14 protein-coding genes are annotated in these 14,151 nt (G+C 71.1%); 9 read left to right on the top strand and 5 right to left on the bottom strand.

Annotated features, from left to right (window positions below):
* Positions 1-278 precede the first annotated feature (278 nt).
* Positions 279-2,552 carry a polyribonucleotide nucleotidyltransferase gene (locus tag OVA28_RS10045; protein WP_268096828.1) on the top strand — a complete coding sequence of 758 codons (2,274 nt, stop codon included), beginning with the start codon at positions 279-281 and terminating at the stop codon, positions 2,550-2,552.
* 71 nt (positions 2,553-2,623) lie between these two features.
* Here OVA28_RS10045 and OVA28_RS10050 read toward each other — a convergent pair whose 3' ends face one another.
* The 3 genes from OVA28_RS10050 to OVA28_RS10060 all read right to left on the bottom strand — a co-directional run bounded on the left by OVA28_RS10050 (position 2,624) and on the right by OVA28_RS10060 (position 5,055).
* Positions 2,624-3,151, bottom strand: a complete 528-nt coding sequence (locus OVA28_RS10050) for a YbhB/YbcL family Raf kinase inhibitor-like protein (protein WP_268096829.1) — start codon at positions 3,149-3,151, stop codon at positions 2,624-2,626.
* Between the two features lie 135 nt (positions 3,152-3,286).
* Positions 3,287-4,252 (bottom strand): ferritin-like domain-containing protein, encoded by a 966-nt coding sequence (locus OVA28_RS10055; protein ID WP_194660772.1) that lies wholly within the window; start codon positions 4,250-4,252, stop codon positions 3,287-3,289.
* A 152-nt stretch (positions 4,253-4,404) separates the two neighbouring features.
* Positions 4,405-5,055 carry a TetR/AcrR family transcriptional regulator gene (locus OVA28_RS10060; protein WP_194660773.1) on the bottom strand — a complete coding sequence of 217 codons (651 nt, stop codon included), beginning with the start codon at positions 5,053-5,055 and terminating at the stop codon, positions 4,405-4,407.
* Between the two features lie 251 nt (positions 5,056-5,306).
* Here OVA28_RS10060 and OVA28_RS10065 point away from each other — a divergent pair, with 251 nt between their 5' ends.
* Together OVA28_RS10065 and OVA28_RS10070 are read left to right on the top strand one after the other, a co-directional pair.
* Positions 5,307-6,644, top strand: a complete 1,338-nt coding sequence (locus OVA28_RS10065) for a M16 family metallopeptidase (RefSeq protein WP_268096830.1) — start codon at positions 5,307-5,309, stop codon at positions 6,642-6,644.
* A 5-nt stretch (positions 6,645-6,649) separates the two neighbouring features.
* Positions 6,650-7,252: a histidine phosphatase family protein gene (locus OVA28_RS10070; protein ID WP_194628142.1), complete on the top strand. Its 603-nt coding sequence runs from the start codon at positions 6,650-6,652 to the stop codon at positions 7,250-7,252.
* A gap of 3 nt (positions 7,253-7,255) precedes the next feature.
* Here the strand turns inward: OVA28_RS10070 and OVA28_RS10075 are convergent, their stop codons facing one another.
* Positions 7,256-7,744, bottom strand: a complete 489-nt coding sequence (locus OVA28_RS10075; protein ID WP_194660775.1) for a GNAT family N-acetyltransferase — start codon at positions 7,742-7,744, stop codon at positions 7,256-7,258.
* Positions 7,745-7,766: 22 nt separating this feature from the next.
* On the opposite strand from OVA28_RS10075, the gene dapB reads away from it, so the two are divergent.
* Both dapB and OVA28_RS10085 read left to right on the top strand, forming a co-directional pair.
* Complete coding sequence (dapB, locus tag OVA28_RS10080) at positions 7,767-8,513, top strand: 4-hydroxy-tetrahydrodipicolinate reductase (RefSeq protein ID WP_268096831.1); 747 nt, start codon at positions 7,767-7,769, stop codon at positions 8,511-8,513.
* Between the two features lie 12 nt (positions 8,514-8,525).
* Entirely contained in the window at positions 8,526-8,972 is a 447-nt protein-coding gene (locus OVA28_RS10085; protein WP_268096832.1) for a tetratricopeptide repeat protein, read from the top strand.
* Here the strand turns inward: OVA28_RS10085 and OVA28_RS10090 are convergent.
* On the bottom strand, positions 8,969-9,892 hold the full coding sequence (locus tag OVA28_RS10090) for a TIGR01777 family oxidoreductase (protein WP_268096833.1): 924 nt from the start codon (positions 9,890-9,892) through the stop codon (positions 8,969-8,971). The genes OVA28_RS10085 and OVA28_RS10090 overlap by 4 nt on opposite strands.
* An 89-nt stretch (positions 9,893-9,981) precedes the next feature.
* Between OVA28_RS10090 and OVA28_RS10095 the strand changes: the two genes are divergently transcribed.
* The 4 genes from OVA28_RS10095 to OVA28_RS10110 are packed head-to-tail and all read left to right on the top strand — an operon-like array spanning position 9,982 to position 14,082.
* Entirely contained in the window at positions 9,982-10,812 is an 831-nt protein-coding gene (locus tag OVA28_RS10095; RefSeq protein ID WP_268096834.1) for a thymidylate synthase, read from the top strand.
* A complete protein-coding gene (locus OVA28_RS10100) occupies positions 10,812-11,324 on the top strand; it encodes a dihydrofolate reductase (protein ID WP_194660778.1) in 513 nt (170 codons plus the stop codon). The genes OVA28_RS10095 and OVA28_RS10100 overlap by 1 nt, the downstream gene beginning before the upstream one ends.
* A gap of 57 nt (positions 11,325-11,381) precedes the next feature.
* Entirely contained in the window at positions 11,382-12,359 is a 978-nt protein-coding gene (gene dapA / locus OVA28_RS10105; RefSeq protein ID WP_194660779.1) for a 4-hydroxy-tetrahydrodipicolinate synthase, read from the top strand.
* Between the two features lie 46 nt (positions 12,360-12,405).
* Entirely contained in the window at positions 12,406-14,082 is a 1,677-nt protein-coding gene (locus OVA28_RS10110) for a ribonuclease J (RefSeq protein ID WP_194660780.1), read from the top strand.
* The last annotated feature ends 69 nt before the right edge of the window (positions 14,083-14,151 follow it).

Below are 14,151 nucleotides of genomic sequence, written 5' to 3' on the forward strand. Positions count from 1 at the left end.
AGGGCAGGGTACCGAGGACACGCCCGTTCGCCGCCAGCCTCGCCGCCGATGCACTGCTGAATGCTAAAGTCAGGGCGTCCGGGGACCGTTTCCCGAGACGCCACACAACATCGCACGCAGACCGGCACGAAGCTGGTCATCGGTGGTGGCATGCGGGCCGATCGCTCCCGACTGCTTCTACTGCTGGCCAGGCATGCGTTCCGCGTCGTGGAGCGCACGTGCACACACGTGTGCCCGAGGCCGGGTCTGCTGCACCACAGACGCAAGGAGGCATCCTCTTGGAGGGTCCCGAGATCAAGTTCGCTGAAGCGACCATCGACAACGGTCGCTACGGCACCAGGACGGTCCGGTTCGAGACCGGTCGTCTCGCGCAGCAGGCACAGGGTGCCGTCGCTGCGTACCTGGACGAAGAGACCATGCTGCTGTCGGCCACCAGCGCCGGCAAGCACCCGCGGGAGGGCTTCGACTTCTTCCCGCTGACGGTCGACGTCGAGGAGCGTTCCTACGCCGCCGGCAAGATCCCCGGCTCGTTCTTCCGCCGCGAAGGCCGCCCGAGCACCGAGGCGATCCTCGTCTGCCGGCTCATCGACCGGCCGCTGCGCCCGTCGTTCGTCGACGGTCTCCGCAACGAGGTCCAGATCGTCATCACCGTCCTGAGCATCGCCCCGGACGAGTTCTACGACGCGCTGGCCATCAACGCCGCGTCCGCGTCGACGCAGATCTCCGGTCTGCCGTTCTCCGGCCCGATCGCCGGTGTGCGCCTCGCGCTCATCGGTGACCAGTGGGTCGCGTTCCCGAAGGCGTCGCAGCTCGCCGAGGCCGTCTTCGACCTCACCGTCGCCGGCCGTGTCGTCACGGACGACGCGGGCAACGAGGACGTCGCGATCATGATGGTCGAGGCCGAGGCCACCGAGCACAGCTGGGACCTCATCCAGGGCGGCGCCACCAAGCCCGACGAGGCCGTCGTCGCGCAGGGTCTCGAGGCGGCGAAGCCGTTCCTCAAGTCCCTCGTCGAGGCCCAGGCCAAGCTCGCCGCGCAGTCGGCCAAGGAGATCCAGGACTACCCGGTCTTCCCGCCGTACGCCGACGAGGTCTACGCCGCCGTCGAGTCCATCGCGCTCGCCGAGCTCGGTGACGTCTACAAGATCGCCGCGAAGACCGAGCGTCAGGACGCCGACGACGCGCTCAAGTCGCGCGTCAAGGCCGCCATCGCCGAGCAGGTCACCGCGGGCACGCTGCCCGAGGTCGCCAACAGCCAGGTCAGCGCCGCGTACAAGTCGGTCACGAAGAAGGTCGTCCGCGGCCGCATCCTGACCGAGCAGGTCCGCATGGACGGCCGCGGCCTCGCCGACATCCGTCCGCTCGACGCCGAGGTCGCCGTGATCCCGCGCGTCCACGGTTCCGCGGTGTTCCAGCGCGGCGAGACGCAGATCCTCGGCGTCACCACGCTGAACATGCTCAAGATGGAGCAGCAGATCGACTCGCTGTCGCCCATCACGAAGAAGCGCTACCTGCACCACTACAACTTCCCGCCCTACTCGACCGGTGAGACCGGCCGCGTGGGTTCGCCGAAGCGTCGCGAGATCGGGCACGGCTTCCTCGCCGAGCGCGCCCTCGTGCCGGTGCTGCCGTCGCGTGACGAGTTCCCGTACGCCATCCGTCAGGTCTCCGAGGCGCTCAGCTCGAACGGCTCGACCTCGATGGGGTCCGTCTGCGCCTCGACCCTGTCGCTGCTCAACGCCGGTGTGCCCCTCAAGGCCCCCGTCGCCGGCATCGCCATGGGCCTGGTGTCCGACACCGTCGGCGGTCAGACCCGCTACGCGGCGCTGACCGACATCCTCGGAGCCGAGGACGCCCTCGGTGACATGGACTTCAAGGTCGCCGGCACGTCCGAGTTCGTCACCGCGATCCAGCTCGACACCAAGCTCGACGGCATCCCGTCGTCGGTGCTCGACGCCGCGCTGAAGCAGGCCAAGGAGGCCCGCTCGGCCATCCTCGGTGTGCTCAACGAGGCGATCGACGGCCCCGACGAGATGGCCGACACCGCTCCGCGCGTCATCTCGGTGCAGATCCCCGTCGACAAGATCGGCGAGCTGATCGGCCCGAAGGGCAAGACGATCAACGGGATCCAGGACACCACCGGTGCCGACATCTCGATCGAGGACGACGGCACGGTCTACATCGGTGCCGTCGACGGTCCGTCCGCCGAGGCCGCGCGTGCGCAGGTCAACGCGATCGCGAACCCGACCAACCCGGAGATCGGGGACCAGTTCCTCGGCACCGTCGTGAAGATCGCCACGTTCGGCGCCTTCGTGTCGCTGCTCCCGGGCCGTGACGGTCTGCTCCACGTCTCCGAGGTCCGCAAGCTCGCCGGTGGCAAGCGCGTGGAGAACGTCGAGGACGTCCTGGGCGTCGGCCAGAAGATCCTGGTCGAGGTCACCAAGGTGGACGACCGCGGCAAGCTCTCGCTCGCGCCGGTCGTGGCCGACGACGTCGACACCGAGGGTCGCGACGACCACGGGTCGCACGCCGAGGCTCCCGCCGAGGGCTGAGCCCCAGCACGACCGAACGGCCGCCACTCCTGCTGGAGTGGCGGCCGTTCCGCGTTGCGGGGTGCGGATGCTCAGCCCGCGGGGGTCTCCTGCGTGCCGGTGAGCTGTGCACGCCCGATGACGTGCTCGCGGAGGACGAACCCGACGACCGCGGGGGTGGCGTCGGCCGGGGCCTCGAGCACGGGCACGTCGAGGGCGCTCAGCGTGAAGACGTAGCGGTGCGAGCCGTGTCCGGCGGGCGGGGCGGCACCGAGGAACGTGTCCGTGCCGAACTCGTTGCGGCGGCGGAGCGCCTCGGCCGGCAGCAGCGCGTCGTCCGTGCCGGCACCAGCGGCCAGCTCGGTCGCGGACGCCGGGATGTCGGTGAGGCTCCAGTGCCAGAAGCCCGAACCGGTCGGCGCGTCGGGGTCGTACACGGTGAGCACGTAGCTCTGCGTGCCCTCGGGAGCGCCGGTCCAGGCGAGGGCGGGGGAGCGGTCCTCACCGCCGACGTCGGAGCCGCGCGCCGACGTGGGCAGTTCGCCACCGTCGGTGAAGTCGGTGCTGGTGAGGGAGAAGGAGGGCACCTCGGGGAGGCGCCAGAGCGGGTCGTTGGCCATGTCCCCAGGCAACCACCCGTGCCCGGGTGGAGACCGGGAGGCACTGGTGGTGACCGGGAGACAGGGGAGAGGCCCGGTGCCAGCTGGCACCGGGCCTCCCGTCCTGGTGGTCGCGCTCACCGCGACCGTCGCGGATCAGGCCGGGCCGGTCGCGCTCCCGGGGTTGCCGCTCGCCACGATGGCGCCGTTGACGCCCTCGGGGAAGAAGCCGCCCTTGTCGATCTGGTTCGGGGTGAGGAACACGATGTTGAGCACGCGCTCCGCGGTGCGGCCGTACGCCAACGAGTTGGCGTCCGTCGGGACGAAGTTCACCGCGCCGGTGGACGTCGTGATGCCCTGGTCGTCGTCGGTCGGCCCGTCGAGCGAGTCGCGGGCGTCGGAGATCTTGTTCGCCGGCACCTGCAGCCCCTTGTCGAAGAGCTTCGAGCGGATGATGCCCGCGTGGTACGCCTCGACGGCCAGGATGCCCGCCGCTGCGCTGAGGTACGTCTTGTTGGTGATGAGCGGAGCCGCGCCCTTGTAGGCGGTGACCCCGACGTCCTCGAACACGTAGGCGCCGAGCAGGAAGGCCTCCTCGCTGGCGAAGGGGTCGAAGGTCCCCGTCGGCCCGACCACGCCCGCGGCCCGGGCGGCCGCGGTGAAGGCGTTCGTGAAGTCGATCTTCGGGCGCGAGACGGCCGCACCACCGAGCGCCGACCGCAGGAACGCCACGTGCGCGCGCTCGTCGTTGGCGATCTCGGTCGCGATCCCGCGGATGGCCGCGGTCTTGAACGGCACCTTGCTGCCGCCGACGACCGGTCCCTGGGGATCGATGCCGGTGGTCATGCTGGCTGTCAGTCCGGTGCCGAACACGGCGCGGAGGTAGAACTCGGCCTCGAGGTACTCGAGGTTGAGCGCGAAGTTGAGGATGGCGGCGTCGGAGACGGCACCGTCCTCAGCGGGGGAGGCGGAGGCTCGGTCGGTGGTGAGCACCGAGGAGCCCAGCGCGGCGATGCCGGCTGAGGCGCCGGCGACGCCGGCGGCTGCGAAGAAGCGACGTCGATCGAGAGCGTTCTCGGCGCTCCGGTCGATGGCGTGACGGATGAATCGGTTGTCGAACATCGGTGTCCTCGTGACGTGCTGGCAGCACTGACCCTGCCGACGCTGCAGGGAAACGGGTCGGCTGGGCACGGTCGGCGGGTTGGTCGACCGTGGGGGTGAAGCTACCCCCGGACGGGGGCGTCCACCAGGGGCGACGCGGAAACCGGTCGGGGTCAGCCGGCGAGGACGCGTTCGGCGACGCGGCCGAGCGCGGCGGTGGCCGCGATGGCGTCGCCCGCGTACGCGCCGGACATCGCGCCGTCGCGGGCGAGCATCAGCTCGTCGGCGCCGTCGCCGGGCAGCGGGTGGCCCGCGTCCTGCAGCAGGTCGGCGAGCCGCTCCGTGTACCAGTCGCGGTGCGAGGCCACGACGACCCGGATCTGGTCGCGGGGGTCGTGGTACTCGGCCGCGGCGTTCAGGAACGCGCAGCCGCGGAAGGTCGGCGCGTTCACCTCGTCCGCCACGGCGGTGACCCAGGTGCGCACGGCGTCGGAGGCACTGCCGGCGTCCGCCACCAGGGCGTCGAAGGCCTGCTGCACACGGTCGTGCTGCGTGTGCACGTAGGCCAGGATCAGGTTGTCCTTGGACCCGTAGTGCTTGTAGAACGTCGCCTTCGTGACGCTGGCCTCGGAGATGAGACGGTCGACGCCGACGCTGTGGATGCCCTCTTCGTAGAAGAGCCGGTTCGCGGTCTCGAGGATGCGGACCTTCGCGCCGCCGGAACGGGGAGCCGGGGGGACGCTCGACCCGTCCGGCGACGCGAGGCCACTGGTGCTCTTCCCGAGGAGACGCTGGACGGTCGGTTGGGGGGAATCGACCGTCACAGCATGGCTCCTCGGTGGTCATCGGCTCCGCGGCTGAGTGGGGGAACTCGGTGCCGCCGAGGACTGATGTCCCGAGCCACCGGATCGGCATCTAGCGGGGGCTTCCGATCCGGCATGCATCACTGTAGCACGAAGGAGGACAGACAGACGAGTCGGTCTGTCCTCGATTTCTGTACCCCAGTTCGCGGCACAACGAGCCCACACGCACAAGCTGGCAGGACCGCGCCGGATCATCAGTAGGCTCGACCGCGATGAACCACCCAGTGCCGTTGCCCCTCGAGGCCCCGGACACGTCGTTCCTGACGTCCGGGGGATCCTTCGTCCGCCGAACCGTGCTCCCCTCGGGCGTACGCGTGCTGACCGAGGCGGTTCCGGCATCCCACTCCACGAGCATCGGGTACTGGGTCGGTGTCGGGTCGCGGGACGAACGCGCGGGGCAGTTCGGCTCGACGCACTTCCTCGAACACCTGCTCTTCAAGGGCACGACCACCAGGAGCGCGCTCGACATCGCCGTCGCGTTCGACTCGGTCGGGGGCGAGCACAACGCCGCCACGGCCAAGGAGTACACCTGCTACTACGCCCGGGTGCGGGACGCCGACGTCCCGATGGCCGTGCGCGTCATCGGCGACATGGTGACGAACTCCGTGCTCGAGCCCGCCGCCTTCGACATCGAGCGCGGGGTCATCCTCGAGGAACTGGCGATGGCCGCGGACGACCCGGCCGACCTCGCCGGGGAGGCCTTCTTCGCGTCGGCGTTCGACGGGCACGCGCTCGGCCGGCCGATCGGTGGCACGCCGGAGAGCATCCGCGCCGTCCAGCGCGACGAGGTGATGGCGCACTACGTCGAGCACTACGCCCCGAACGGCCTGGTCATCACCGCGGCCGGAGCCGTGGACCACGAGCGCTTCTGCGCCCTGGTCGACGAGGTCTTCTCCTCGGCCGGACGCGCGCGGCCCGTCGACCGTCGCACCGCCAAGCCGGTGGCCGACCCGGTCGCCGAGAAGCTCTCGGTCGTGCACCGGCCGACCGAGCAGGTCAGCATGCTCCGCGGGTCGCAGGGCCTCGACCTCCGCGACGAGCGGCGTCCCGTGCTCAGCGTCCTCAACGCCGTCCTCGGCGGGGGCATGAGCTCACGCCTGTTCCAGGAGGTCCGTGAACGCCGCGGGCTCGCGTACGCCGTGTCCTCCTTCGCCCCCGCCTACCTCGACAACGGCGCCTTCGGGGTCTACGCCGGCTGCGCGCCCGACAACGTCGCCGGGGTCATCGACATCATCGACGCCGAGTTCCGCCGCATGGTCGACGCCGGCATCACCGAGGACGAGCTCCGCCGCGCGAAGGGCCAGATCGAGGGCGCGCTGACGCTCTCGCTCGAGGACTCGGACGCCCGGATGACCCGCCTCGGTCGCGCCGAGCTCGGCACCGGGGAGTTCACCGACCTCGACACCGCGCTGGAGCGCGTCGACCGCGTGACCACCGGCGACGTCCTGGACCTGGCCCGCGACCTGCTGACCCGCCCGACGATCACCGCGGTGGTCGGCGACGTCGAGCGGTCGGCGCTCGAGGCCGCTCTGGGCACCGGCGGTCGATGACGGAGATGTCGCACTACCTCTACCTCGTCCGACACGGCGAGCACCAGGACGCCGAGCACGGCCTGCGCGACGGCAAGCTGTCCGAGCGCGGCAAGCGGCAGTCGATGCTCATCGCCGACCGCCTCGGTGGCGTGCCCTTCGACGGCGTGTACCACTCGCCGCTCGAGGCCCCGAGCGAGACCGCGTCGTTCCTGGCGCAGCGCCTGCCCGCGATCCAGCCCGAGCCGTCGACGCTGCTGTTCGACTGCATCCCGTCCGGCCCGACGCCCGACATGCCCACGGCTTACAAGAAGTTCTACGGCGGGATCACCGAGGAGGAGATCATCGCCGGCCAGGCCCAGATGGGCGACGCCGTGGCCGAGTGGTTCACCCCGGCGATGCAGGACCGCCACGACCTCGTCATCACGCACAACGCGGTGATCGGCTGGTTCGTCCGCGAGGTCTTCCAGGCACCCGAGTGGCGGTGGATGGGGACGAACGTCGCCCACACCGCGCTCACCGTGATCCGGATCCGCTCCGCGAAGCCCGCCGAGCTCGTCACCCTCAACGACACCGCGCACCTGCCGGTCGAGCTCCGCACCGGCCTGCCGGTCGAGCAGCCGCTCTAGCGGTCAGACGCCCAGGCGGTACCAGGCGGTCGCGTTCGGGTTGTCGTTGAAGGGCTCGACGCGGTCGTAGCCCCGACTCCGGTACATGGCGCCGGCGGCGGCGAGCGAGTCGTTCGTGTCGAGCACGACCGCCGTCGCCCCGAAGGCCGCGCCGGCCTGCTCCAGGGCGTCCATGACGGCCGTGGCGACCCCGCGGCCGCGGCCCGCCGGCGTCACGAACACGTGCTTGACCTCGTACCGGACGTCGTCCCCGTCGTCGGCGATCCGCCGCAGCCCGCCGCACCCGACGGGGGTGTCGCCGTCGTACGCCACGACGAACACCCCGCGCGGTGGGGTGAACTCCTCGGCCGGGGTGCGCTTGCGCGAGTAGGAGCCCTGCGCGCTCGGGAAGGTGGCCTCGCGCTCGTCGAGGTAGGCGTCGAGCAGGGCGTCGACCTCCGGCAGGTCCGCCGGGACGGTGCGCACGGTGACCGGGATGCGATCGGTGGTCATGGGTCGATCCTAGGATGGGCGCATGGTCACTCCCGTCGCCGTCGTCGGCGCCACCGGTCGTCTCGGGGGCCTCGTGGCCGCCGTGGTGGACGACCTGCCCGAGTTCGAGCTCGTCGCGCGGCTGTCGTCGAAGGACGGCGCCCACGAAGCCGGGCCAGCGGTCTTCAACGGCGCAGCGGTCGTCGTGGACGTCACCGTCCCGGCGCTCAGCCCCGCGATCGTCGAGCACGCCCTGGCGAGCGGCGCGAACGTCCTGGTCGGCACCTCGGGGTGGTCAGCCGCACGGCTGGCGTCGCTGCGGACGTCCCTGGCCGACCGACCGGAGCAGGGCGCCTTCGTGGTGCCGAACTTCTCGATCGGGTCGGTCCTCGGCACCCACCTCGCCACGATCGCCGCGCCGTGGTTCCCGTCGATCGAGATCGTCGAGACCCACCACGCCGGCAAGGTCGACTCCCCGTCCGGCACGGCCGTGCGCACCGCCGAGCTCATCGCCGAGGCCCGGCGCGACGTCGGCCCCGTCGACGCCCCGCACGTCGACCAGCGCGCCCGCGGCCAGCAGGTCGCCAGCGTGCCGATCCACTCGCTGCGGCTGCCGGGCGTCAAGGCGCTGCAGGACGTCGTGCTGAGCGGCCCGGGGGAGACCCTGACGATCCGCCACGACACCACCGACGACGTCGCCTACGCCCCGGGCATCCGTGCCGCGCTGGCGGCGGTCGGCTCGATGCGCGGGCTCACCGTGGGCCTCGGCTCCGTGCTCGGCATCGGCTAGCGGAGAGCGCCGATGCGTCTCCGTTCGCCGTTCTGGGGCGCCGCCCTGATGGCCCTGCTGCTCGCGCTCTACATCGTGCTCGTCGGGCAGCGCGCCGTGGCCTTCATCGCGACCGGGCTGCCGATCGGCATCGCGATCGGGGTCGCCCTCGCCGTCTTCGCGGTGATCGGTGCGCTCCTGCTCGTCCTGGAGTTCCGGTTCGGCCTGCGGATCACCCGGCTCGGTGCGCGGCTCGAACGCGAGCACGGCACACCGGCCGACGTCGTGCCCCTCCGACCGTCGGGGCGTCCCGACCGCGCCGCGGCGGACGAGCTCTTCCCGCAGTACAAGGCCGAGGTCGAGGCAGCACCGGACGACTGGCGTGCCTGGTTCCGCCTCGGGGTCGTGTACGACGCCGCGGGGGACCGGAAGCGTGCGCGGGCGGCCATGCGGACCGCACTCGCGCACGCCAGGGGCTAGAACGCCGCGTCGACCGCGATCTCGGCCTGCGTGAAGCGGAACACGTAGCCCGACTCGAGCAGCTTCGTCGGCACCATCTGCTGGCTGGACAGGAGCATCTCGTCGGCCGCGTCCCGCAGCAGCGCCTTCAGTGCGAACTCCGGCAGACGGAAGACGTACGGCCGGTGCAGGTCCTCCGCGACGCGCTTGGTGATGCGGTCGGCGACGGCGGGCTCCGGGCCGGCCAGGTTCACCGGGCCCCGGACCTCCGACGCCGAGGCGGCGGTGGCGAGGTGCACGATCGCCCCCACCTCGTCCTCGAGCGCGATCCACGGCCAGAACTGGCCGCCCGTGCCGAGCCGGCTGCCCAGGCCGAAGCGGGTCAGCGGGATGAGCGGCGCGAGCGCGCCACCACCCTGACCGACGACGATGCCGGTGCGGAGCATGACGACGCGGACGCCCTCCGGTGCCGTCGCGGCAGCGGCCTCCCAGGCGGTGCAGACGTCGGCGAGGAACCCGCTGCCGGGCGCGGCGTCGTCCTGCAGCACGTCCGAGGGCCGGTCGCCGTAGACCCCTGACGCTGACCCGGACAGGAACAGGCGCGGCGGGGTCGTCGCCTGGCGCATGGCCTCGACCAGCGTGCTCGTGGCGTCGACGCGGGAGCGCTCGATCTCCTGCTTGTAGGCGTCCGTCCAGGGGAGCTTGCCGATGTTCGCCCCGGCGAGGTTGACGACCACGTCTGCGCCGTCGAGCACGGCCGGGTCGAGCGGCCGCTGCCCGGGTGCCCAGCGGAACTCGGTGGGGGTGTGCGGTTCGCGTCGGACCAGGGTCGACACGTGGTGCCCGGCCTCGCGCAGCGCGCGGACCAGGGGGGTCCCGATGAAGCCGGACGCGCCGGCCACCAGGATCGAGAGCGGCTGTTCCGCCATGTGGGCCTCCATGGCTGCCACGGTACTCAGCAGCCTGGAGGCTCGGCGCGCGTCCCGCCCCGCGTCTCGCGCGTGTGGGTGGTCGCGCTTACGATCGTCTGGTGACCGACACCGCGACCGTCCTGCCCGACGCCTCCGTCTCGACCCCGTACGAGGACCTCCTGCGGCGGGTGCTGGACGAGGGCGCGCCCAAGGGCGACCGCACCGGCACGGGGACGCGCAGCGTCTTCGGCGCGCAGCTCCGCTACGACCTGTCGGAGGGCTTCCCGCTCGTCACGACGAAGCGGGTGCACTTCAAGTCGATCGCGTACGAGCTCCTCTGGTTCCTCCGCGGTGACGGCAACGCCACCTGGCTGCAGGAGCACGGCGTGCGGATCTGGAACGAGTGGGCCGGTGCCGACGGCGACCTCGGCCCGGTCTACGGCGTGCAGTGGCGCTCATGGCCGACCCCGTCGGGTGCGCACGTCGACCAGATCGCCCAGGTGATCGAGCAGATCAAGGACAACCCCGACTCCCGCCGGCTCATCGTGTCGGCGTGGAACGTCGCGGACATCCCGGACATGGCCCTGGCGCCCTGCCACGCGTTCTTCCAGTTCTACGTCAACGACGGCAAGCTCTCGTGCCAGCTCTACCAGCGGAGCGCGGACATGTTCCTCGGCGTGCCGTTCAACATCGCCTCCTACGCCCTGCTCACGCACATGATCGCCGCGCAGACCGGGCTCCAGGTCGGGGACTTCGTGTGGACCGGCGGCGACTGCCACATCTACGACAACCACGTCGAGCAGGTCCGCGAGCAGCTGTCCCGCACGGCGTACGCGCCCCCGACGCTCGAGCTCGCCCCGCGGGACTCCATCGACGACTACCGGTACGAGGACTTCACCGTCGTCGGGTACCACCACCACCCGGCGATCTCCGGCGCGGTCGCGGTCTGATGGCGGACGGCACCTGGGTCGAGCCCGTCCGGGGGATCGGCATGGTCTGGGCACGCTCCGTGGGCGGAGTCATCGGGGCCGACGGCGGGATGCCCTGGCACGTCCCCGAGGACCTCGCGCACTTCCGCCAGGTGACCGGTTCGTCGACCGTCGTGATGGGCCGTCGGACCTGGGAGTCGCTCCCGGAGCGCTTCCGCCCGCTGCCCGGCCGCCGGAACGTCGTGCTCACCCGCGACACCGGGTGGAGCGCCGACGGGGCCGTCGTCGTGCACGACCTCGCGGCGGCGCTCGACACCGACGAGCCCGTGTGGGTCATCGGTGGTGGCCAGGTGTACGCCGCGGCCCTGCCGTTCGCCGACCGGGTCTCCGAGACCGTGATCGACGTCGAGGTCGACGGCGACACCGTCGCGCCGGTGCTCGACGACGGCTGGGACCTCGTCGACGACGGGCCGTGGCAGGAGTCCCGCGCGGGCCTGCGCCACCGGTTCCTCGAGTGGCGCCGCCGAGCATGACCGTCACCGTCTGTCCGGACGGCCGTTCCGACGCGCATCCCCGGTACGCTGGTTCCCGTGTCCACGCGTGAGAATCCCTTCGGTCAGGTCCTCGTCGCCCTCGTGACCCCGTTCACCGCCGACGGCGAAGTCGACTGGGCGGGCGTCGAGCGGCACATCGACGACTGCATCACCGCCGGGGCCGACGGCATCGTCGTGACCGGCACCACCGGCGAGACCTCGACCCTCACCGACCCCGAGAAGCTCCGTCTGGTGGAGGTCGGCAAGTCCGTCGCCGCCGGTCGCGCGAAGATCATCACGGGCGGTGGCTCGAACGAGACCGCGCACGCCATCCACCTCTACAAGCAGAGCGAGCGGGCCGGCGCCGACGGCGTGATGATCGTCACGCCGTACTACAACAAGCCGACCCAGGCGGGCGTGCTGACCCACTTCCGGATGATCGCGGACGCCACCGACCTGCCGGTGATCCTGTACGACATCCCCGGACGCACGGGCATCCCCATCACGTACGACACCATCCTCCGGGCGTCGAAGCACCCCAACATCCTCGCCGTGAAGGACGCCAAGGGCGACTTCGCCGAGGTCTCCCGCGTGCTGAACAACACCGACCTGATGTACTTCTCCGGGGACGACACCAACGTCCTCCCGCACCTGTCCATCGGTGCCACCGGGCTGATCGGGGTGACCGCGAACATCACCAGCGCGCCGTACCGCACGATCGTCGACGCCGTGAACGCCGGCGACCTGGCGACCGCCACGCGGGAGCACCAGCGCCTCGAGCCCCTCGTGCGCGCCGTCATGACGCACGTGCCCGGCACCGTCGCCGCGAAGTACATCCTGCACGGGCTCGGCCGCATCGGCAGCCCGCGCGTCCGTCTGCCGCTCGTCGGCCCCGAGGACTCCGAGGCGTACGCCATCGAGACCTCGCTCGAAGCCGTGCACGGGATCCCCGGTGCCGACTTCTCCAACTTCCGCCCCGACCGCAACGCGGCCGCCGGCGGTGCGCTTCCGAAGGTGCCAGGCACCACCCGTTGATCGACCGCGGCGCGCGGGTGCGCGCCGCCGAAGCAGTCAGGACCGAATGCCCACGCAAGTCTCCGAACCCCAGCCCCTCGAGCCGGGCACCCTCCGTGTCATCCCCATCGGGGGACTCGGCGAGATCGGTCGCAACATGACCGTCTACGAGTACGAGGGCAAGCTGCTCGTCGTCGACGCCGGCGTGCTCTTCCCCGAGGAGCACCAGCCGGGCGTCGACCTGATCCTGCCCGACTTCTCGCCGATCCGGGACCGCCTCGACGACGTCCTCGGTGTCGTGCTCACGCACGGCCACGAGGACCACATCGGCGCCGTCCCGTACCTGCTGAAGCTCCGCGCGGACATCCCGCTCATCGGCTCGACGCTGACCCTCGCGCTGGTCGAGGCCAAGCTCAAGGAACACCGGATCAAGCCGTACACGCTCGTCGTGGCCGAGGACCAGACCGAGCAGATGGGCCCGTTCCACCTCGAGTTCGTCGCGGTGAACCACTCCATCCCGGACGCCCTCGCCGTCGCCATCACCACCCCCGCCGGGCGCGTGCTGCACACCGGCGACTTCAAGATGGACCAGCTCCCGCTCGACGACCGCATCACCGACCTCCGTGCCTTCGCGCGGCTCGGCGAGGCCGGCGTCGACCTGTTCCTGCCGGACTCGACCAACGCCGACGTCCCCGGGTTCACCGCCCCGGAGCGCGACATCGGCCCGGTGCTGGAGAACATCATCATGCGGGCGCGCAAGAAGGTCGTCGTCGCGAGCTTCTCCTCGCACGTGCACCGCGTCCAGCAGGTCCTCGACGCCGCCGCGGCCGCGAACCGCAAGGTCGCGTTCATGGGTCGCTCGATGATCCGCAACATGACGATCGCCGCCGAGCTCGGATACCTGCGGGTGCCGGAGAACGTGCTGATCGACACGAAGAAGGCCAAGAACGTCCCGGACGACCAGATCGTCTACATGTCGACGGGGTCGCAGGGCGAGCCGATGGCCGTCCTCGCCCGCATGGCGAACCTCGAACACCAGATCGAGATCGGCGAGGGCGACACCGTCATCCTGGCGTCCTCGCTCATCCCGGGCAACGAGAACGCCGTCTACCGCGTCATCGACGGCCTGACGAAGCTCGGCGCGAAGGTCGTCCACAAGGGCAACGCGAAGGTGCACGTCTCCGGCCACGCGTCGGCCGGCGAGCTCCTGTACTGCTACAACATCCTGCGTCCGCGCAACGTGCTGCCCGTCCACGGCGAGCACCGCCACCTCTACGCGAACGCCGACCTCGCGATCCAGACGGGTGTGCCGCCGCGCAATGTGATCCTCGGGCAGGACGGCATCGTCGTCGACCTCAAGGACGGTCTCGCGAGCGTCGTCGGCCAGCTCGACATCGGCTACGTCTACGTCGACGGCTCCACCGTGGGCGAGATCACCGACGCCGACCTCAAGGACCGCCGCGTCCTGGCGGAAGAGGGCTTCATCTCGATCGTCTGCGCCCTGGACTTCACCACGGGGCAGTGCGTGATCGGGCCGGAGATCTCCTCGCGCGGGTTCGCCGAGGACGACTCCGTCTTCGACGACGTCCGCCCGCAGATCGCCAAGGCCCTGGCCGACGCGGCCGGCAACGGCACGCACGACCAGCACGCGTTCAGCCAGGTCGTCCGCCGCACGGTGGGCCGCTGGGTGAACACGAAGCACCGCCGCCGTCCGATGATCGTCCCGGTGATCATCGAGGCGTAGCCGGTCCGGCGCGCAGCGCCGGTGCATCAGCCAGGAGGCTCGGTGCGGGTCCGTGACGGACCCGCACCG

It is taken from the genome of Curtobacterium sp. SL109 (genome assembly GCF_026672405.1).
Classification (GTDB): Bacteria; Actinomycetota; Actinomycetes; order Actinomycetales; family Microbacteriaceae; genus Curtobacterium.

Bases quoted from the DNA above. Each gene is read 5' to 3' on its own strand.
- dapB (WP_268096831.1), top strand. From the start codon at position 7,767: ATGGTCACTCCCGTCGCCGTCGTCGGCGCCACCGGTCGTCTCGGGGGC.
- OVA28_RS10065 (WP_268096830.1), top strand. From the start codon at position 5,307: ATGAACCACCCAGTGCCGTTGCCCCTCGAGGCCCCGGACACGTCGTTC.
- OVA28_RS10055 (WP_194660772.1), bottom strand. From the start codon at position 4,252: ATGTTCGACAACCGATTCATCCGTCACGCCATCGACCGGAGCGCCGAG.
- OVA28_RS10085 (WP_268096832.1), top strand. From the start codon at position 8,526: ATGCGTCTCCGTTCGCCGTTCTGGGGCGCCGCCCTGATGGCCCTGCTG.
- OVA28_RS10075 (WP_194660775.1), bottom strand. From the start codon at position 7,744: ATGACCACCGATCGCATCCCGGTCACCGTGCGCACCGTCCCGGCGGAC.
- OVA28_RS10090 (WP_268096833.1), bottom strand. From the start codon at position 9,892: ATGGAGGCCCACATGGCGGAACAGCCGCTCTCGATCCTGGTGGCCGGC.
- OVA28_RS10100 (WP_194660778.1), top strand. From the start codon at position 10,812: ATGGCGGACGGCACCTGGGTCGAGCCCGTCCGGGGGATCGGCATGGTC.
- OVA28_RS10110 (WP_194660780.1), top strand. From the start codon at position 12,406: ATGCCCACGCAAGTCTCCGAACCCCAGCCCCTCGAGCCGGGCACCCTC.
- OVA28_RS10070 (WP_194628142.1), top strand. From the start codon at position 6,650: ATGTCGCACTACCTCTACCTCGTCCGACACGGCGAGCACCAGGACGCC.
- OVA28_RS10050 (WP_268096829.1), bottom strand. From the start codon at position 3,151: ATGGCCAACGACCCGCTCTGGCGCCTCCCCGAGGTGCCCTCCTTCTCC.